The organism is Sinorhizobium fredii USDA 205 (genome assembly GCF_001461695.1).
GTDB classification, from domain to species: domain Bacteria; phylum Pseudomonadota; class Alphaproteobacteria; order Rhizobiales; family Rhizobiaceae; genus Sinorhizobium; species Sinorhizobium fredii.
In genome coordinates, this window is sequence record NZ_AUTC01000154.1 from 1 (window position 1) to 18,105 (window position 18,105).

Genomic DNA, 18,105 nt, shown 5'->3' on the forward strand with positions numbered 1-18,105 from the left:
GGGCGCACTCCACAGAATGCTTCAATTTAACCAGCAAAGGCTCTAGGCACAGCACCGTGGCTGCGATTGAGCAACTGCCTGGGGCCGGCAGGGGCTAGCTGATATAGCCCTTCTTCATCGCCTTCACGACTGCCTGCGTGCGGTTGACGGCGTCGAGCTTCTTGGTGACGTGGTTGAGATAGTGATTGACGGTATGCTCGGAGAGGCCGAGGATTCCCGCAATCTCAGCACTGGTCTTGCCGGCGGCCGTCCAACTCAGGCACTGGATTTCCCGCTCCGAGAGTGTTGTGCTGCTGCTCTTCCAGACGGATCCGATCTCGGCGAGACGGTTGTAGACGTGGATTGCGATCATCTGCAGTTCCATCGCCGCGGTCATCGGCAAATCGGCCTCCGGACCCATCAGAATGACCGCACCGCGGCCGCCCTCGGCGTCATGGACCGGGAAGTAGTTGGCCTGGTAGATGCCGTTCTCGCGCAGCATCACAATGTAATCCGCGGCGGAATCCGGCTTGCCACCCTCGCTCTCCCAATCTTCAAGCGTGATCTGGAAGGGCATGGTGGTCTCCCTCAACCGACGAACGCCCGTGCTGAAGCGCAGCATCGACAGGCTGTCGTATTTGTTGAGAAGTTCGGCCGGCATATTGGAAATAACGGTGGCGGCGGAGAGCCGCTCCATGTCGATCGGCGGGATCGAGCAGATGAGGAACGTCTTGAAGCCGAAAATATGCGTAATCCGCCGCATATAGCGGATGATATCGAACTGAGTCTCCAGCCTTGCGATCTCAGACGCGAAATCACCGCCCCGGGGTAGTTCGACGTCAGTCATCCCGGTCGTCATCGTATCTTGCATTCAAGCGTTCCATGACATTCATCATGTATCAAATAGCCTGAGCCGCGCATGATTGCCAACAGGTGATCGGCAATGATCTCCCGCCGGCGGCAAAAGGCTGTGTATTTCGCTTCGCGCGGCCGGACGCTCGGCGGGCCGCAGCGAGGCTTGTTCTACTAATTGATAAGGCCGGCCCGCATCGCCTTGGCGACCGTCTGAACCCGGTTGACCGAATCGAGCTTGCGGGTCGCCCGGTTCAGGTAATGGTTCACCGTGTATTCGGAAAGCGCCATGATTCGCGCCATTTCCACGGTCGTCTTCCCGGCCGCGGCCCAGCGCAGACATTCGATCTCGCGCCGCGAAAGGCTGCCCGGTCGGCGCCTGTCGCCCGTCCTGACTTCCGAAAGCCGGCTATAAAGGAGCCCTGCCCAGAAATTGAGCGCCTGCATTTCGTCGTTCGAAACCACCTCCCTGTCACCGCCGAAGGCAATCGCGGCGCGGCCTCCCTTTGCGTCGTGAACCGGCAGATAAAGGCCGCGCGGCATACCGGCCTGCTCGAAGACGCTGATCGCGGCCTCGCCCTTGCCGTCCGCGCGCCTGCGCGCCAGGAGATGCGCATCATAGGTGAAGGGGATGGTGCTCCGGCGCAGCCGCTGGATCACGGGGCTTCCCTCGATCAGGCCGGCGCTGTCATAGCGCCGCAGGAATTCCACCGGCCAAGACGTGAGCAGCGCCTGCGCGGCCAAGCTGTGGCAACCGGAATCCGGAATGGCCAGCACCATGAAGCCGCGAAATCCGAAAGCGTCCGAAATCTGGTCGAGCGCGCGCTTGACATCATCTTCCGTGCCAATCGCGCCATTGATCGAGCGGCCGTTGGGAAGGACCAGTGAGGTAATGTCCGCGTTGAAATCCATCATCGTTCCGCTCGCCTCCCGCAGCTTGCTCGCTCCGTTGCGAGTCAGGCTGGTTCACCGTCATAAACCGCTCTTAGCGCTTTCGCCAAGGACCAGATCCCGCGCGGGCCTGCAACCAGTCGTGGAGGCGGGTCTGGAAAGTTGAAGCTAGCGATCTATAGTCTTCACGTCCAGTCGAAACTTCTAATTTACCGTAAAGCAATGCTAGCGGCCGCCCCGCCCCGGCCCCAAACGGATTCTTGCCTCCTCTTCGATCTTCGCCGCGGCGTTGCGCACATCCGCGGCCCAAGCCGCCAATTGCGTCATGGTGACGCGATAGGAAGGCCCGGTCACCGATACGCCGGCAACCAGTTCATGTTCCGGGACGACGATCGATGCTGCCACACAACAGATTTCGGCTTCATGCTCCTCCCGGTCGAAAGCATGCCCTTCGCGGCGAATCTCCTCAATTTCGCCAAGCAGCGACATGGCCGAGCGATGCGTGCGCTCGGTGAACGCGACGAACTGCGTCTTCGCGGCGATTCGTTCCAGTTCGCCCTGAGCAAGCGAGGACAGGGCAGCCTTGCCGATCCCCGTGCAATAGGCCGGCGAGGCCTTGCCGATCTGCGAACTCATGCGCACCGTCTGACGGCTTTCGACCTTGTCGACATAGATGATCTCGGTCTCGCGCAATATGCCGAGATGAACGGTCTCGCCGGTCATTTCATGCAGACGCAGCAGGTGCGGTTCGGCGATGTCGCGAAACTGATTACCGGACCAGGAGCGATAGGCAAGCTTCAAGAGGCGCAGCCCGGGCTCGTAGGAAAGATCGCCTCGCTGCACAAGCAGGCCTTCATCGACCAGATGGCCGAGCAGCCGATGCAGCGTGCCGCGCGGCTGGCCGACGGATTGAAGGATGTCGGTGAAGCGCTGGGGCCGATCGGCCGTCGCGACGGCCTCGAGGACCGCCATCGCCTTCCCCAGCGTGCCGGTCCCCGGCCCTTCGCTTTCCAGATCGGTCACATTCTTCCCGTCCATTTTCACCCGCTTTCGCCCGCTTCCTGCCTTGACAGGGTAAACGCTCTGGCGCGATAATTCCAGAAAATAAAGCGTTGTTCCACATAATGGAACATCTCCAACTCGCCAAAGAGGAGAGGCCTGATCCATGACGCCGCCAAGCAGTCAGTTTCCCGACTTGCGCGATCGCGGCGTGCTGGTTACCGGCGGCGGATCCGGCATCGGAGCCGCCCTGGTCGACGGCTTTCTGCGGCAGGGGGCGCGCGTCGCCTTCATCGATATTGCCGATGAGGCGAGCCGAACGCTCGCAGACAGGCTCGCCGCCGAAACGGGGCAAAGGCCCGAATTCATTCATGCCGATCTCACGGACGTCGAGCAGACAAGAAGCGCCGCGGACGCCGCCGTCGCGGCGCTCGGCCCCATTCGGGTGCTGGTCAACAATGCCGCACGGGACGACCGGCAGCCGCTCGAGGCGGTGACCAAGGAAAGCTGGGATGATGGCCTGGCAGTCAATCTCAGCCATTTCTTCTTCCTCTCCCAGGCGATCGCGCCGCACATGCGACAAGCGGGCGGCGGCTCGATCATCAATTTCTCGTCGATCGCCTTCAAGCTGAACATGCCCGAAATACCTGCCTACGCGACGGCGAAGGCAGGTATAATCGGGCTTACCAAGTCGCTCGCCGGAAAGCTCGGGCCGGACAATATCCGCGTCAATGCCATCCTGCCCGGCATGATCGTCACTGAACGGCAGAGGCGGCTCTGGCTGACGGAAGATTCGATCGCCCGGATGCAGGAGAGACAGTGCCTGAAACGCGTCCTGGCCGCCCAGGATCTTGTTGGCCCCTGCCTCTTCCTGGCGTCGGACTGCTCGGGGGCGATGACGGCACAGACCATGATCATCGATGGAGGCGTGTTTTGATGACTGCAGGCTATTATGCCGCGGTGGACTGGGGAACCTCGAGCTTCCGATTGTGGATCATCGGAGAGGACGGGTCGGCGCTTGCCGAGCGCCGCAGTGCGGAAGGCATGACGAGCGCGGCAAAAACAGGTTTCCATGCGGTCATTGACAGTCATCTGGCCGCCGTTTCGGCACCTCACCACCTGCCGATCATCATCTGCGGAATGGCGGGCGCGCGCCAGGGCTGGAGGGAAGCGGGCTATCTCGAAACGCCGGCAACGCTCGGTGCCATTGCGGGACATGCGATCGCCGTTCCGGACGTGGATCGCGATATCCGCATCCTGCCGGGCCTGGCGCAGCGCGACGACCGGCATGCGGATGTCATGCGTGGAGAGGAGACGCAGTTGCTCGGTGCCGCCGGCATGCTCGACGATGGCCGGTACCTCGTGTGCATGCCGGGCACCCACAGCAAGTGGGTCCGGCTTTCCGGTCAGACGGTCGACGGCTTTTCCACCTTCATGACCGGCGAATTGTTCGACGTCATCTCGAAGCATACGATCTTGAGCCATGCCGTGGCGGAGGCGGAGGTTATCGCCGCCGACAGTGCTGCCTTCGCCGAAGCCGTCGCACGGGCGCGGGAAAAGCCGGCACTGGCGACGAACCTCCTGTTCTCCGTGCGGGCCGGCCAGTTGCTCCATGGCCTGAGCGCCGCCGACGCCAAAGCTCGCCTGTCCGGCACGCTGATCGGCCTGGAGATCGCCGGGGCGCTCGCCTCGGTGGATTCGGTGGACGGCATTTGCCTCGTTGGTTCCGGAAGGCTTGGCGCTCTTTATCGCTCGGCGCTCGAAAGCCAGGGGCTCGCAGTCCGGCTTGTCGATGCCGATGAGGCGGTACGAGCCGGCCTTTCGGCCGCTGCCCAGGCCATTTGGCCCCTTTGACGGAAGAAGATCATGAATCGCATTCCCCTGCCAACGATGAAATATCCGCTGATCGCGATCCTGCGCGGGTTGAAGCCGGAAGAGACCGAAAGCGTTGTCGGCGCATTGATCGAAACGGGCTTTACGGCGATCGAGATCCCGCTGAACTCGCCCGACCCTTTCCGATCCATCGAAACGGCGGTGAAGATGGCGCCGGCCCATTGCCTTATCGGCGCCGGCACGGTGTTGACGACGGCTGACGTCGAACAGCTTGACAACGTCGGCGGGCGCCTCATGGTCAGCCCCAATGTCGAGCTATCGGTCATCCGGCTTGCCGCGGCCAAGGGCATGGTGACGATGCCCGGCGTCTTCACGCCGACGGAAGCGCTCGCCGCCGCCGCGGCGGGCGCGAGCGGCCTGAAGTTCTTCCCGGCGAGCGTCCTCGGGCCATCCGGCATCGCGGCTATCCGCGCCGTGCTTCCGGGCGATCTGGAAATTGCCGCCGTCGGCGGCGTCTCGGAGACCAATTTCGGCGACTACGCAAAGATCGGTGTCCGTGCCTTCGGCCTCGGCTCGAGCCTTTACAAGCCGGGAATGAGCGCCGCGGATGTCAGGCAGCGGGCGGTTGCCACGATGGCGGCCTATGATGCCGTCTATGGAGGCCAGCAATGACCGACCTCGTTGGCTTTTCCGGTCGCATCATCTGCGACTTCGCGTCCGAACTCGGCGAAGGCCCGACCTATGACCCCGCTACCGACACCGCCTGGTGGTTCAACATCAAAGGCCAGGAACTGCACGAGCTCCATCTCGACAGCGGACGCAAGACCATTCACCCGCTGCCCTTTCTCGGCAGCGTGCTCGCCACCATCGATCCCGGCCGGCAATTGATCGCCTCGGACCAGGGGCTTTTTGTCCGCGACACGGCAAGCTTCAAGCTCAGCCCCTTCGCGGCGCTCGAAGACAAGCCGGGCAACCGCTCCAATGACGGCCGCGTCCATCCCTCAGGCGCTCTCTGGATCGGCACCATGGGACGGAAGGCCGAGAAACATGCGGGCGCGATCTATCATGTTGCCGGCAACCGGATAACGAAGCTCTACAGCAACGTCACGATCCCGAACGGCATCTGCTTTTCGCCGGACGGCGCCACCGCCTATTTCACCGACACCGACGTCAATCACCTGATGCGTGTCGCCATCGACCCGGCAACGGCGCTGCCGACCGGCGATCCCACCGTTCTTTCCGACCAGAGCGCGGCACCGGGCGGGATCGACGGCTCGGTCTGCGATGCCGACGGTTTGATCTGGAACGCCCGCTGGGGTGCCGGCGCCGTGGAGGTATACAAGCCCGACGGCCAGAAGGTCGCCCGCTATGCCGTACCGGCGACACAGCCGAGCTGCCCCGCCTTCATCGGCGCGAAGGCGGACAGACTGCTGGTCACCTCGGCATGGCAGGATCTCGACGACGCGGCACGCTCGGCCGATCCCAATGCCGGCAAGACCTTCGAGCTCGGCATGGAGGTCAAGGGGCGTTTCGAGCCGGCGTTCCGACTCTAGAATTCGCAGTACCGTCGGAAGGCGGCCCTCTCATTCGGCACCGATCTCGAACAAATGCTGGCGGCGCCGAGAAAAAGTCATACAATTAATCCATGCGGTGAATCGCGCATGGAAAGGGAGTGCTCGGATGAGCGATAAGAAGAAAGAACTGAGAAGCCGGCACTGGTACGGCGGCACGCACAAGGACGGCTTCATTCACCGGTCCTGGATGAAAAACCAGGGCTTTCCGGATCACGTCTTCGACGGCCGGCCGATCATCGGCATCTGTAACACCTGGTCCGAACTGACGCCGTGCAACAGCCACCTGCGCATCCTCGCCGAGGGCGTCAAGCGCGGCGTGTGGGAGGCGGGCGGCTTCCCGGTCGAATTTCCCGTCTCGTCGCTCGGCGAAACGCAGATGCGGCCGACGGCCATGCTGTTCCGCAATCTCCTGGCGATGGACGTGGAAGAGGCGATCCGCGCCTACGGCATCGACGGCGTCGTGCTGCTCGGCGGCTGCGACAAGACGACTCCAGGCCAGTTGATGGGTGCGGCGTCCGTCGACCTGCCTACGATCGTCGTTTCGTCCGGGCCGATGCTCAACGGCAAATGGAAGGGCAAGGACATCGGTTCGGGCACCGATGTGTGGAAGTTCTCCGAGGCGGTACGTGCCGGTGAAATGAGCCTGCAGGAATTCATGGCGGCCGAAAGCGGCATGTCGCGCTCGCCGGGCGTCTGCATGACGATGGGCACCGCAACCACCATGGCCTCGGTGGTCGAGGCGATGGGGCTTTCGCTGCCGACCAATGCGGCGCTGCCGGCGGTCGACGCGCGCCGCATGGCGCTGGCGCACATGACGGGCAAGCGGATCGTCGACATGGTGCATGAGGATCTCCGGCTGTCGAAGGTCCTGACGCGAAAGAACTTCGAGAACGGCATCGTCGCCAACGCCGCCGTCGGCGGCTCGACCAACGCCGTCGTGCACCTCCTGGCGATTGCCGGACGAGCCGGTATCGATCTCTGTCTCGAAGATTTCGACCGCATCGGCGGCCAGGTGCCCTGCATCGTCAACTGCATGCCGTCCGGCAAGTACCTGATCGAGGACCTCGCCTATGCGGGCGGCCTGCCAGCGGTGATGAACCGCATCCAGCACCTGATGCATGCCGACGCGCCGACGGTGTTCGGCGTGCCGATCAGCAAATATTGGGAGGATGCCGAGGTCTATAACGACGACGTCATCCGGCCGCTCGACAACCCGCTGCGGGCTGCCGCCGGCATCCGCGTGCTGAAAGGCAACCTCGCGCCGAACGGCGCGGTGATCAAGCCGTCGGCGGCGAGCGAGCACCTGCTTGCCCATGAAGGGCCGGCCTATGTCTTCGAGACGATCGAGGACCTCAAGGCGAAGATCGACGATCCGGACCTGCCGGTCACCGAGGATACGATCCTCGTGCTGAAGGGTTGCGGACCGAAGGGCTATCCCGGCATGGCCGAGGTCGGCAACATGCCGATCCCGCGCCGGCTCGTCGAAAAGGGGGTACGCGACATGGTGCGCATTTCGGATGCACGCATGTCCGGCACCGCTTTCGGCACGGTCGTCCTCCATGTCAGCCCCGAAGCCAATGCCGGTGGGCCGCTAGCGATCGTCAAGACCGGCGACCGCATCCGGCTCGACGCCATGAAGGGCGAATTGAACCTCCTGATCAGCGAGGAAGAGTTCGCAAGCCGCATGGCAGCCTGGCAGCCGCCGGAGCAGAAATGGCAGCGCGGCTACTACAAGCTCTATCACGACACCGTGCTGCAGGCCGACAAGGGCGCCGACCTCGATTTCCTCGTCGGCAAGAGCGGTGACGAGGTGCTTCGCGAGAGCCACTGAAAGACTGCGCTACGAGATCCATCGCGCCGCGTGTCGATTTCGGCACGCGGCGTTTCTTTTTGCGTCCGAGATTGCCAATTGGCCCCTGTACCGCTGAGTTGCAGCTCCGAAAAGCAAAGACAACCAACAGCTTTAGATTTTGATTTTTTCCGGAACAGTTTTGGCTGCCGGACGTTGCTTGAATACCACCGGCGCGGCGCATTCGGGAGCTCCGAGGCTGCGCCTTGTCCGACAACGTCAACGAAAGGCCAGATTGATATGACTGACAAATTTATATCTTCCGTTGCCGCAGGCGCGCTTCTCGTGGGCGTTGCCATAGCTCCGATGAGCTTCGCGCAGGAAACCACCACGCCGCCCGCCGCCCCGGCCCCCGAGACGCAGACCATGGAGCCTGCAGCTCCGGCCGCTCCGGCTCCGGCTGACCAGGCACAGACCCCGGCGCCGGCAGACAAGACGATGGATACGGCTGCTGCCGAAGGCAGTTATCTGACCGAGCAGGCAGAAGACCAGATCTCCGCCAACACCTATATCGGTCAGTCGGTCTATAACGCCAATGACGAAAGCATCGGCGAAATCAACGACCTGCTCATCAAGAAGGAAGGCGGTGTCGCTGCTGCTGTCGTCGGAGTCGGCGGCTTCCTCGGGATCGGTGAGAAGAACGTTGCGGTGCCCTTCGAAAGCATCGAAGTCACCGAACAGCCCGACTCGGATGCCCTGAAGCTGACGACGACCGAAACAGCGGACTCTCTGAAGGGCGCGCCGGAATTCAAGACGAAGTCGCAGCTGATGGCGGAACGGAATGCCGCCCAGCCGGTTGACACGTCGACCACCTCGGCTACCGGCACGACCCCGGCGCCGGCACCGGTCGAACCCGCACCTCAGCAGTAAGCAAGTCTGAGGCCGACGAAATGGAGCGGCGCCAAATGGCGCCGCTCTCATTTTGTCCTTGGGACACTGCGGGGCGCGCGACCGTCAGCGCGCCACAGCGACTTCGCGGTGACGGTCTGAGAGATAGCGCAAGGTGGCGACCGCATCGGCCGGCTTGCCGTAGAAATAGCCCTGTCCCATGCCGCAGCCGAGCGCTTTCAGCTTCAGCACTTCGGAGATGTCCTCGATGCCCTCCGCGACGACCTCGAGTTCCAGGCCCTCGCACATCGATACGATCGCCCTGACGATATGTTCGGAGGCCCGATCGGCTGAAATCCGCGAGACGAAGGCGCGGTCGATCTTGACCTTGTCGAAGGAGAAATCACGCAGCCGGCAGAGGCTCGATTGCCCGGTGCCGAAATCGTCGAGAGACACGCGCACGCCGGCGGCTCGTAGTTCGGAGACGATCTTCTGGGCCACGTCGGCATCCGCCATCACGGCCGTTTCGGTGATCTCCAGTTCCAGGCGGCGCGGGTCGAGGCCGACCTGATTGACGATCGCCAAGAGGCGACCGCTCGTCGCCGGGTCCATCAATTGTGCCGACGACAGGTTGAAGGAGAGAAACAGTTCCTTCGGCCAGGCAAGCGCCGTCTGTGCCGCTTTGCGCAGCAGCATTTCGGCGAGCGCCTCGATGAAGCCGCGTTCCTCCGCCAGTGGCACGAAGACGGAGGGCGAGACGTAGCCGAACTCCGGATCACACCATCTGGCAAGCGCTTCGAAACCAACGACGCCGTCGCTGCGAAGGTCGACGATCGGCTGGAAGTGGACGTCGATCTCTTCGGCAATGATCGCGTTGCGCAAAGCCTGCTCAAGCTGCGTCGCCCGCTTCATCTCCTGGGCGATCTCCTGCGAGTAGACCGTGATCTGGCCGCGGCCGCGGCGTTTCGAACGGTAAAGCGCCGTGTCGGCGCTTTTCAAAAGATCCTCGAACTCGGCACCGGCAAAGGGATAGACGGCAAAGCCGAACGAGGCGGACAGCCGAACGGTGCGGTCGCCGAGATCGAAGGGAGCAGAGAGGATTTCCTTCAGCATCTGGCCAAGCTTTTCGGCGCTCTTGCGCTCGAAGACCAGCGGCAGCACGAGGGCGAACTCGTCGTCGGCCGTGCGCATCACCGTCGCCCCTTCCGGAACGCAGGCCCTCAATCTCTGCGCCACCTGGCGAAGGATCCGATCGCCTGCCTCCGGCCCGAAAAGATCGTTGATCGGCTTGAAGCCATCGAGATTGGCGAGCCCGATCGTGAACGGCGCGGGATCGCTGGCGCGCTCGGCGGCAAGCTCACAGACCCTGTGTCGCAATTGCTGTGCATTGCCCAGGCCCGTCAACGGATCGACGAAGGGCAGCCTGTCCGGACCGCGCCGGTCGCTGGCAAGCTCGGCGAGCATCATTGCGGTGCGCTCCCGGCCGGAGCGCGCGCCGGTGCCGGACACAGTACGCCCCGTCGGTCGGGACCGATGTCCGAGCGGGGAAACAGCTGCTTGGCCGACGTACTCATTCCTGTAATGCTCAACTCTTGCAGCCTTGGAGTGACAGCACCGCGCGTTCGAGGCGCGAGGATTGCTGCAGAATTCCAACGACTGGGCTGTTTCTCCCGGTTGTGGCGCCGATGAAGGAACCTTGCAGCGAACGATGACAATCGGCGGTTAACAATCCTATATCGACTGATCGTCAAATCTATCGTGCCGAGGCCCGTCGCCAGCGCTGCCAGCCGATCAGGCCGTCAGCCGCACGGTGGCGGCACGCATATGTTTGCGCAGCAGCGCTTCGATCATATCCGGACTGATCGGCTTCATGATGTGGTCGTCCATTCCGGACGCCTCGCACTGCTTAAGATCGATGTCCAAGGCCTGCGCGGTGACCGCAATGATTGGCGTGCGGCGCCCGGTCCGGCTTTCCGCGTCGCGAATGGCAACTGCGGCTTCGAAGCCGTTCATGACCGGCATCGATATGTCCATCAGAACAAGAGACGGCTGGAGCTCATGCCAGAGTTCAACTGCTTCCCGGCCGTTCGCGGCAATCCGATAGGAGACGCCGAGACCGTCCAGTATCTGTGCGAAAACGAACTGGTTGATCTGATTGTCCTCGGCGACGAGCACATCGATTTCGGGTGCACCTGTCCGGGCCGCCGCATCCCCCTCAAAAGAGACTTCCCAATCCGCTGGCGGAAACTGCGAGCGCGTCTGTTGCCGGTCGGTGCAAGCCTTGAAGATCTCGCCGAGCAGTGTGGTGGCGTCCGCGCCCGAGGAGACGTCGAGCACCGGGCAGGTCTTCCAGCCGGCGAGGATGGCGTCCCTGGCCGACAATGCGGTGTCCAACGCCAAAATATCGAGCTTCACGCCGCAGTCCCCGGCGGCGGCGGCAAAAGCCTCGAGCTCCTCCCGATTTCGCACGGCGCAGGCCTCGAGGCCCGAACCGCGCAGCCGGGCGACGATCCGTTCCTCCATTTCCCTGTCCGCCGTCGCCAAGAGCACGCGCAGACCGCGCGCCGGCAGCGTCTCGATCATCGAACCGGCGTCGACGAGCTGCTGGACGTTCAGCGCCCGGAACGGATCGTAAAAATTCTGGGCCGGCGTGAAGATGCTGTAGTCGTGGATCTGCAGCCCCGCATTGCTGCCGCCCTCTTCGGCGCCATACCACGCGGCTATGTCGGTCACGTCGTTCATGCAGGTGACGACGAAGTGGCGCCCCGGCACGCCGACGCGGTACTTGCGTGTCACGACCCACAGGTCGCTGCCGTCGGCGCGGACGATGTGCTCCGCCTCCGAATACGGCCTACCGGTCGCCAGCACATGTCGATCCGACTGCTCGAAACGTTCCGCAAGCTCGGCGTCCACGACATCCCAGGCCGAACGACCGAGGATCGCCTCCGGCGCCACGTCGTGAATGGCGCAGAAGGCCTTGTTCGCGGCGATATAGTTGAGATTACGGTCCTTGACACAGATGGGATTGGGTTGGGCATCGAGGATCTGCTCTGTGAGTTCGACGCGCTCCAGATCGGTATGGAGCTGTTCCTCTCGCTTCTTCTGATCGGAGACGTCGCTGACCCACAATATGCCGATGCCGCTCGACAGCCGGCGCTTGCGCAGGCAGATCCAGCGCGTGCGGCCAGCCCGCTCGACGTTTTCGTAGCGCTCGCGCCAATGGAGGCCCATTTGCTCGGCGATCCAGTCATCCCGATTTGCACGGCGCCGGCTGTTTTCGGGCAATGTTCCGGGTCGCAGGCCCGTATCGTAGACCGCTCCGAGGAAATCGCGAAGCCGGGCGCCGGGCTTCAACAGGTGGGGCTGGACAGGAAAGAATTGCAGCATCGAGGCGCTGGCATAGAGGATCGTGTCGTCGCGCCCGCAGACGAGCAATGCGAGGCCAAGCGCATCGCAACTCGACTCCAGAACGGCCCTGCTGATGTCCGCGCCGCCCGACGCCACATCGTTCATTACACTGCCCTCGTCTCGCCGGCTGCACGGATCCTGGCAAGGCCATGCAGCAATTTTGTGTATTGCAGCGACCTCGCGTTTGGACGCGGCGCCGTAGCGGCGTTTTGTTTCGGGACATGCTGGCTGGCCGGTAACGGCACTCTTCGGGCGGGATTCGCGCAGCGTCCAGCAACGCCGCGGTGCTCCAAAGAACAAAACCCGTGATCATTCAGGTTGTTGTGGAAAATCGCAGCAGAACGTTAAGGCCGAATTAAACCGGCTTCCCAAATTTGCCGATCTGCCGCACGACGAGCGCCGGGCTGCGCCTCCCACCGACTGCGGGCGCGCGGAAGCCCCTTCCCCTCCTTCGCCGAATCCTGGAAGATGGACCATGGCCATCAAGCAACTCTCGGAAACGCTCATCAACCAGATCGCCGCCGGTGAAGTCATCGAGCGGCCCGCCAGCGCCGCCAAGGAACTGATCGAAAATGCCCTTGACGCCGGCGCAACCAGGATCGAGGTGGCGACGGCCGGGGGCGGCAAGACGCTGCTGCGGATAGCCGACAACGGCAGCGGCATGTCGCCCGCCGATCTCGAACTGGCGATCCGCCGGCATTGCACCTCCAAGATCGACGACGCGCTCACGGACATCCGCACGCTCGGTTTCCGCGGCGAGGCGCTCCCCTCGATCGGATCGGTGGCGCGCCTGTCGATCACCACGCGAACCGCAGGCGCCAAGGAGGGGGCGGCGATTTCGGTGGCGGGCGGCAGGACCGAGCCGGTCCGTCCCTCGCCCGCCAATGTCGGGACCGTCGTCGAGGTGCGCGACCTTTTCTTCGCCACGCCGGCCCGGCTCAAGTTCATGAAATCGGAAAAGGCCGAAGCCGCGGCCATTTCCGAAGTGGTCCGCCGCATGGCGATCGCCTTCCCGAAGGTGCGGTTCGTGCTGTCCGGTTCGGATCGATCGACCCTGGAGTTTCCGGCGACGGGTGACGATCGGCTGGCACGCATGGCGCAGGTGCTCGGCAAGGACTTTCGCGACAATGCCATCGAGATCGATGCGGAACGCGAAGAGGCGCGGCTCACCGGATTTGCCGGCGTGCCGACCTTCAACCGCGGCAACTCGCTGCAGCAATATGCCTTCGTCAACGGCCGGCCGGTGCAGGACAAGCTGATCCTCTCCGCTATCCGCGCCGCCTATGCCGAAACCATTCCTCAGGGGCGCTATCCGATCGCCGTGCTTTCCATTGCGCTCGACCCCGCCCTCGTCGACGTCAATGTCCATCCGGCCAAATCGGACGTGCGCTTCCGCGATCCCGGGCTGATCCGCGGTCTGATCATCGGTGCGATCCGCGAGGCCTTGACGCGCGGCGGCGACCGGGCGGCGACAACCGGCGCCCAGGGAATGATGCGCGCCTTCCGCGCGGAAGCATACCGCGCCGAACCGCAGCGGGCGCAAGCGCCCTGGACGGCCGCCGCCTCGCCCTACCGGCCGATGCGGTTTGACGAGCCCGCCCGCGGTTTTGCGGAGGCGCCGCAAGCGGCATTTCAGGAATTCGCGCAGCCGGCGGCACGCACCGCCGCACCGACCGCCGCGACGGCGCCGCATGGCACCATCGAGTCCGCCTTCCCGCTCGGTGCCGCACGCGCCCAGCTCCACGAGAACTATATCGTCGCCCAGACCGAGGACGGTCTCGTCATTGTCGACCAGCATGCCGCGCATGAACGTCTGGTCTTCGAGGCGATGCGGACGGCGTTGCATTCGCGGCCTGTAGCGGCACAGGCGCTGCTCATCCCGGAGATCGTCGACCTCGCCGAGGACGACTGCGACCGGCTGATGGCGCATGCGGAGGAATTCCTGCGGCTCGGACTTTCGATCGAGCGTTTCGGGCCTGGGGCGATCGCTGTGCGCGAAACACCGGCGATGCTCGGCGAGATGGACGCTGCAGGGCTTGTCAGACAGCTCGCCGACGAACTTGCCGAATGGGACACCGCCAATGGCCTCGCCGGGCGGCTCGACTATCTCGCCGCGACCATGGCGTGCCATGGCTCCGTCCGCTCCGGTCGCCGGATGAGACCGGAGGAGATGAACGCGCTGCTCCGCCAGATGGAGGCGACACCCGGATCGGGGCAGTGCAACCACGGCCGGCCGACCTATATCGAGCTCAAGCTTGCCGATATAGAACGGCTCTTTGGCCGGAGTTGAAAACGTGCCTGAGGCGCCGGATTCGGAATTCCACTGGTCTTTTTGCGATGGGCGAGATAGATCAAGTGACAGGCATTGACGAGGCTAGCACGCAAAATGATGAACCGTCTTGACGGAAATTCCTCTCGCGAAGCGAAAATCCGTTATCTCGATGGCGACTTTCAGATCGTGCTGGCCGGTTCGCATGTCGTCTGCGCCATGACCGGCAAGGCCATTCCGGTCGATGAGCTGCGTTATTGGAGCGTCGTGCGGCAGGAGCCCTACATCGACGCGGCGGCCTCGTTCGAAGCGGAACGGCGCGCCGGGGCGCTGCCGACGCAGCAGGCTTGACCGGACAGCACTGCCACTCGAGCCTTTCAGCCCTTCCCATTTGCCCGCAATTTGCGCGCCCGCGCCGCGGCAAGCGTCGCGTCGATGATCTTGGCGGGCGCCAAGGGATCGTCGAAACGCACCTCGATTTCGATCACCCTGCTTTTGGCGGCCAGCTCCGCGGCCCGCCCGTGGCCGGGCTCGAGGCGGACCATGTCCTTGGCCGTCGTCACCAGCGTGTAGCCCTGGCTGGCGGCGCGATCGATGAGATCGGCAATCTCATCCTCTGAAAAATGGTGATGATCCGAAAAGCTGCGCGTCTCCTCGACGATCGCCCCTGCCTCGCGGACCGTCCGGTAGAACTTCTCCGGATCGGCAATGCCAGCCCAGGCCAGCACCTTGACGCCCGACAGCGACCCGCCATCGAGCCGCACCGTGTCGGCGACGTAGATGGCCTTGCCGGCGCGCGCCGCCCGGCGGATCAGGCGATCGGCGGCCGGTCCGTGGCCGATCTTCAGCAGCGCCGTGGCGTGCCGAAGCTGATCGGAGATCGGGGCCCGGACCGGGCCGGACGGCACCAGATGGCCATTGCCGATGCCGCGAACGGAATCGATCACCAGCAGCGCGAAATCGAAGGCAAGGCGGGCACTCTGGAAGCCGTCGTCCATGATAATGACGTCGGCGCCCTCAGCGGCGAGCCTGCGGGCGCCGTCGACGCGACGGCGGCAAACGACCGTCAGGGCCTCCCGCGCCAGCAGCAGGGGTTCGTCGCCGACGTCCCGGGCCCGGTGATGGCCGGGATCGACGACCGTCGTGACGTCCAGGGAGCCGCCATAACCGCGGCTCAGGAAACCCGGCTTCAGCCCCCGCGCCTTGGCGGCCTGCGCCAGCGCGATTGCCGTCGGCGTCTTGCCGGCCCCGCCGACCGTGAAGTTGCCGACGCAGATGAGCGGCACGGGCGGCATGGCGCGACGCGCCCGGTCCATGCGGATTGCGGCGACACGGCCGTAGACCCAGGAGAAGGGCCAGAGCGCATAGGCGCGCCAATCGGCCTTTGTCCACCAGAACGGAGGCGCTTCGGAAACCATTTTCGTGTGTTCTTGCCTCCGCGGCTCTTACTGCTCCATGCGCCGCGAGGCGCTGCTGGTCGTGCTCCTGCCGACCGCCGGCCGGCGACGCCACAAGAGACTTCAGAACGCGAAAAAAGGCAAGCGGGTCAACGGAGTCAGAGGACTGCTTCAAGCTCGGTGATATCGGCCAGGCAGTGGTCGGAAGCCTCGGCCAGCGACTGGCGCGAGCCGGTACCGGTCAGAACCGCAACCGTCATGCCGACGCCGGCATTGCGGCCCATATGCATGTCGTGATTGTTGTCACCGACCACCGCCACCTGCCGGGGCGTCAGCCCGGTCGCCGCGCAGAAGCCGAGGACCATGCCCGGCTGCGGCTTGACGCCATAGCCGCTGTCATAGCCGGCAACATAGTGCAGATAATCCTCAAAACCGAAGCGTTTCGCCGTTTCCCGGATCGAGCGCTCGTTGTCGCTGGAAGCGACGCCTAGACGATAGCCCTTCGCATGCAGTGCGGCGAAAAAGGCGCCAAGGTCGGTCACCGGCACCGCATAGTCGGCGGACTGTGCAAACAATCCGTCGAACAGCGTCGTCAATTCCTCGACCGTGAACGGCGCACCGGCTTCAACCATGCCCGTCGCAATCTCCACGGTGTTGCCGGCGGCGAGCAGGCTGTCGGGCGCGACGTGACCCGAATCCGGATCCATGCCGCCGGCCTGGAGCAGAACTCTTGCGAGACTCTCGTCTCCCCTGGCGGCGATGCGCGCCAGTTCATAGTTCACGGGAACCCAGCTCTTCACGTAGTCGAGAAGCGTGCCGTCCTTGTCGAACAATATGCCGGCGATGCCGTTGCCCGCAGCCATGGTCCCATCCGAAATGTTGTCAGCTTTCCGTGCGCGGCTCCAGCCGCGCCTTCACCACCAGCGGATTGATATAGGGTTCGAGCCCCTTCATCGTCGCCGTCAGTGCGCCTCGCATCTGTTGCACGGTTTCAAGCCCGGCGTCGATCATCGAACGACGCATCTCGTCGTTGCCGAGCAGGTAGTTGACGCCCTTCGCCAGCATTTCGACATCGCGGACGATCTTGGCGCTGCCGTTCTTGGCGAGCATCTGGTAGGTCTCGCGGAAATTCTGGACATTGCCGCCCGAAAGCACCGCGCAGCCGAGCATGGCGGGCTCCAGCGGGTTCTGTCCGCCCTCGGCAAAGAGCGAACGGCCGACGAAGGCAATCTCGGTCAGCCGCAGATAGAGTCCCATTTCGCCGATCGTGTCACCGAGGAAAATATCGACGTCCGGCGTCAGGCGGTCGCCGCGCGTCCGGCGCGCAACCTTGAGCCCCTTGGCGGCCAATGCGGACTCGACGGCATCGCCGCGCTCGGGATGACGCGGAACGACGATCGTCAGCAGGCCGTTGCGCTGCTTCAGGGCGTGGTGAACGACACCGGCCGCCTCTTCCTCGCCCTCGAAGGTGGAGATCGCCGCCCAGGTCTTTCGCGAACCGATCTGCTGGGAATAATCGCGTAGCGCCTGCGGATCGTGCGGCGGCGCGTCGGTGTCGACCTTGAGATTGCCAGAAACCATCACCGGCAGCGCGCCGAGCGTGCGGAAACGCTCCGCATCGACATCGGACTGGGCAATGACGAGCGCAAGGTTCTCGAAAAGCGCATCGGCAAGCGACGGCCGCTTCTTCCAACGGGCGAAGGTGCGGTCCGAAAGGCGCCCGTTGACCAGAACCTGCGGAATGTGGCGCCGTCCGAGTTCGATGATCGTCATCGGCCAGATTTCCGATTCGGCGATGATCGCCAGATCCGGCTGCCAGTATTCGAGGAAGCGGCTCACCGCCGGCTTGAAATCGAGCGGCACATATTGATGGATGACGGCCGTGCCCAGGCGCTCGGCGGCGACGCGCGCCGAGGTCGTCGTCCCCGTGGTCAGGACCACGGCGATGCCGCGGCGGCGGATTTCCTTGATCAGCGGGGTGACCGCAACCGTTTCGCCAACACTGGCGGCATGAAACCAGACGAGCGGCCCCGGCGGGCGCGGCGCACTCGCATGGCCGTAGCGTTCGCGGCGCCGGGCCGGATCCTCCTTGCCCTTCGCCGCCCGCACCGCCAGGTAGGGCACAACGAAGGGGTAGATCGCCGTGCCGAGCCAACGGTAGGAGGAAAGCGCGAGCCGTGCGCGCAGGCTGCTCATCAACGCTCGCCCTTACCCGCGCTTACCAAG

General features: G+C 64.0%; 15 protein-coding genes and 1 pseudogene. 8 read left to right on the forward strand and 8 right to left on the reverse strand.

All coding sequences use genetic code 11. The features are described from left to right. Positions 1-94: 94 nt before the first annotated feature. The 3 genes and pseudogenes from N181_RS21410 to N181_RS21420 form a co-directional block, all read right to left on the reverse strand. Positions 95-927 (reverse strand): annotated as a pseudogene (locus N181_RS21410) (LuxR family transcriptional regulator). Positions 928-1,005: 78 nt separating this feature from the next. Further along, positions 1,006-1,746, reverse strand: coding sequence for a helix-turn-helix transcriptional regulator (locus tag N181_RS21415; protein WP_014327519.1), 741 nt, complete (start codon positions 1,744-1,746; stop codon positions 1,006-1,008). 201 nt (positions 1,747-1,947) lie between these two features. Continuing rightward, complete coding sequence (locus tag N181_RS21420; RefSeq protein ID WP_153451761.1) at positions 1,948-2,760, reverse strand: IclR family transcriptional regulator; 813 nt, start codon at positions 2,758-2,760, stop codon at positions 1,948-1,950. A gap of 127 nt (positions 2,761-2,887) precedes the next feature. On the opposite strand from N181_RS21420, the gene N181_RS21425 reads away from it, so the two are divergent. The 6 genes from N181_RS21425 (at position 2,888) to N181_RS21450 (ending at position 8,847) form a co-directional block, all read left to right on the forward strand. After that, positions 2,888-3,658 (forward strand): SDR family NAD(P)-dependent oxidoreductase, encoded by a 771-nt coding sequence (locus N181_RS21425; protein WP_037399498.1) that lies wholly within the window; start codon positions 2,888-2,890, stop codon positions 3,656-3,658. Continuing rightward, complete coding sequence (locus N181_RS21430) at positions 3,658-4,575, forward strand: 2-dehydro-3-deoxygalactonokinase (RefSeq protein ID WP_037399499.1); 918 nt, start codon at positions 3,658-3,660, stop codon at positions 4,573-4,575. Before N181_RS21425 ends, N181_RS21430 begins: the two co-directional genes overlap by 1 nt. Before the next feature lie 12 nt (positions 4,576-4,587). Further along, a complete protein-coding gene (locus N181_RS21435) occupies positions 4,588-5,226 on the forward strand; it encodes a 2-dehydro-3-deoxy-6-phosphogalactonate aldolase (protein WP_037399502.1) in 639 nt (212 codons plus the stop codon). Further along, on the forward strand, positions 5,223-6,107 hold the full coding sequence (locus N181_RS21440; protein ID WP_037399505.1) for an SMP-30/gluconolactonase/LRE family protein: 885 nt from the start codon (positions 5,223-5,225) through the stop codon (positions 6,105-6,107). Before N181_RS21435 ends, N181_RS21440 begins: the two co-directional genes overlap by 4 nt. A gap of 127 nt (positions 6,108-6,234) precedes the next feature. Then, positions 6,235-7,959, forward strand: coding sequence for an IlvD/Edd family dehydratase (locus tag N181_RS21445; RefSeq protein WP_014327513.1), 1,725 nt, complete (start codon positions 6,235-6,237; stop codon positions 7,957-7,959). Positions 7,960-8,217: 258 nt separating this feature from the next. Further along, positions 8,218-8,847, forward strand: coding sequence for a PRC-barrel domain-containing protein (locus tag N181_RS21450; protein WP_014327512.1), 630 nt, complete (start codon positions 8,218-8,220; stop codon positions 8,845-8,847). An 84-nt stretch (positions 8,848-8,931) separates the two neighbouring features. Here N181_RS21450 and N181_RS21455 read toward each other — a convergent pair whose 3' ends face one another. Further along, positions 8,932-10,272: a putative bifunctional diguanylate cyclase/phosphodiesterase gene (locus tag N181_RS21455; protein ID WP_037399507.1), complete on the reverse strand. Its 1,341-nt coding sequence runs from the start codon at positions 10,270-10,272 to the stop codon at positions 8,932-8,934. A gap of 324 nt (positions 10,273-10,596) precedes the next feature. Beyond that, a complete protein-coding gene (locus N181_RS21460; protein ID WP_014327510.1) occupies positions 10,597-12,318 on the reverse strand; it encodes a response regulator in 1,722 nt (573 codons plus the stop codon). A gap of 370 nt (positions 12,319-12,688) precedes the next feature. On the opposite strand from N181_RS21460, the gene mutL reads away from it, so the two are divergent. Further along, a complete protein-coding gene (mutL, locus tag N181_RS21465) occupies positions 12,689-14,503 on the forward strand; it encodes a DNA mismatch repair endonuclease MutL (RefSeq protein ID WP_037399508.1) in 1,815 nt (604 codons plus the stop codon). Between the two features lie 96 nt (positions 14,504-14,599). Next, complete coding sequence (locus N181_RS21470) at positions 14,600-14,833, forward strand: DUF2093 domain-containing protein (RefSeq protein ID WP_037399509.1); 234 nt, start codon at positions 14,600-14,602, stop codon at positions 14,831-14,833. 26 nt (positions 14,834-14,859) lie between these two features. On the opposite strand, the gene lpxK is transcribed toward N181_RS21470, so the two are convergent. The 3 genes from lpxK to waaA all read right to left on the reverse strand — a co-directional run bounded on the left by lpxK (position 14,860) and on the right by waaA (position 18,075). Further along, the gene (gene lpxK, locus N181_RS21475; RefSeq protein ID WP_037399512.1) at positions 14,860-15,900 is read right to left on the reverse strand and encodes a tetraacyldisaccharide 4'-kinase; all 1,041 of its coding nucleotides are present in this window, start codon (positions 15,898-15,900) and stop codon (positions 14,860-14,862) included. A 137-nt stretch (positions 15,901-16,037) separates the two neighbouring features. Continuing rightward, positions 16,038-16,742, reverse strand: coding sequence for an HAD family hydrolase (locus N181_RS21480; protein ID WP_014327506.1), 705 nt, complete (start codon positions 16,740-16,742; stop codon positions 16,038-16,040). A 19-nt stretch (positions 16,743-16,761) separates the two neighbouring features. Continuing rightward, positions 16,762-18,075: a lipid IV(A) 3-deoxy-D-manno-octulosonic acid transferase gene (waaA, locus tag N181_RS21485; RefSeq protein ID WP_037399514.1), complete on the reverse strand. Its 1,314-nt coding sequence runs from the start codon at positions 18,073-18,075 to the stop codon at positions 16,762-16,764. Positions 18,076-18,105: the final 30 nt, after the last annotated feature.

Excerpts from the sequence above, each read along its gene's own strand:
- N181_RS21460 (WP_014327510.1), bottom strand. The coding sequence starts at position 12,318 with ATGAACGATGTGGCGTCGGGCGGCGCGGACATCAGCAGGGCCGTTCTG.
- N181_RS21440 (WP_037399505.1), top strand. The coding sequence starts at position 5,223 with ATGACCGACCTCGTTGGCTTTTCCGGTCGCATCATCTGCGACTTCGCG.
- mutL (WP_037399508.1), top strand. The coding sequence starts at position 12,689 with ATGGCCATCAAGCAACTCTCGGAAACGCTCATCAACCAGATCGCCGCC.
- N181_RS21450 (WP_014327512.1), top strand. The coding sequence starts at position 8,218 with ATGACTGACAAATTTATATCTTCCGTTGCCGCAGGCGCGCTTCTCGTG.
- N181_RS21435 (WP_037399502.1), top strand. The coding sequence starts at position 4,588 with ATGAATCGCATTCCCCTGCCAACGATGAAATATCCGCTGATCGCGATC.
- N181_RS21425 (WP_037399498.1), top strand. The coding sequence starts at position 2,888 with ATGACGCCGCCAAGCAGTCAGTTTCCCGACTTGCGCGATCGCGGCGTG.
- N181_RS21415 (WP_014327519.1), bottom strand. The coding sequence starts at position 1,746 with ATGATGGATTTCAACGCGGACATTACCTCACTGGTCCTTCCCAACGGC.
- waaA (WP_037399514.1), bottom strand. The coding sequence starts at position 18,075 with ATGAGCAGCCTGCGCGCACGGCTCGCGCTTTCCTCCTACCGTTGGCTC.
- N181_RS21455 (WP_037399507.1), bottom strand. The coding sequence starts at position 10,272 with ATGATGCTCGCCGAGCTTGCCAGCGACCGGCGCGGTCCGGACAGGCTG.
- N181_RS21430 (WP_037399499.1), top strand. The coding sequence starts at position 3,658 with ATGACTGCAGGCTATTATGCCGCGGTGGACTGGGGAACCTCGAGCTTC.
- N181_RS21470 (WP_037399509.1), top strand. The coding sequence starts at position 14,600 with ATGATGAACCGTCTTGACGGAAATTCCTCTCGCGAAGCGAAAATCCGT.
- N181_RS21420 (WP_153451761.1), bottom strand. The coding sequence starts at position 2,760 with ATGGACGGGAAGAATGTGACCGATCTGGAAAGCGAAGGGCCGGGGACC.
- lpxK (WP_037399512.1), bottom strand. The coding sequence starts at position 15,900 with ATGGTTTCCGAAGCGCCTCCGTTCTGGTGGACAAAGGCCGATTGGCGC.
- N181_RS21480 (WP_014327506.1), bottom strand. The coding sequence starts at position 16,742 with ATGGCTGCGGGCAACGGCATCGCCGGCATATTGTTCGACAAGGACGGC.
- N181_RS21445 (WP_014327513.1), top strand. The coding sequence starts at position 6,235 with ATGAGCGATAAGAAGAAAGAACTGAGAAGCCGGCACTGGTACGGCGGC.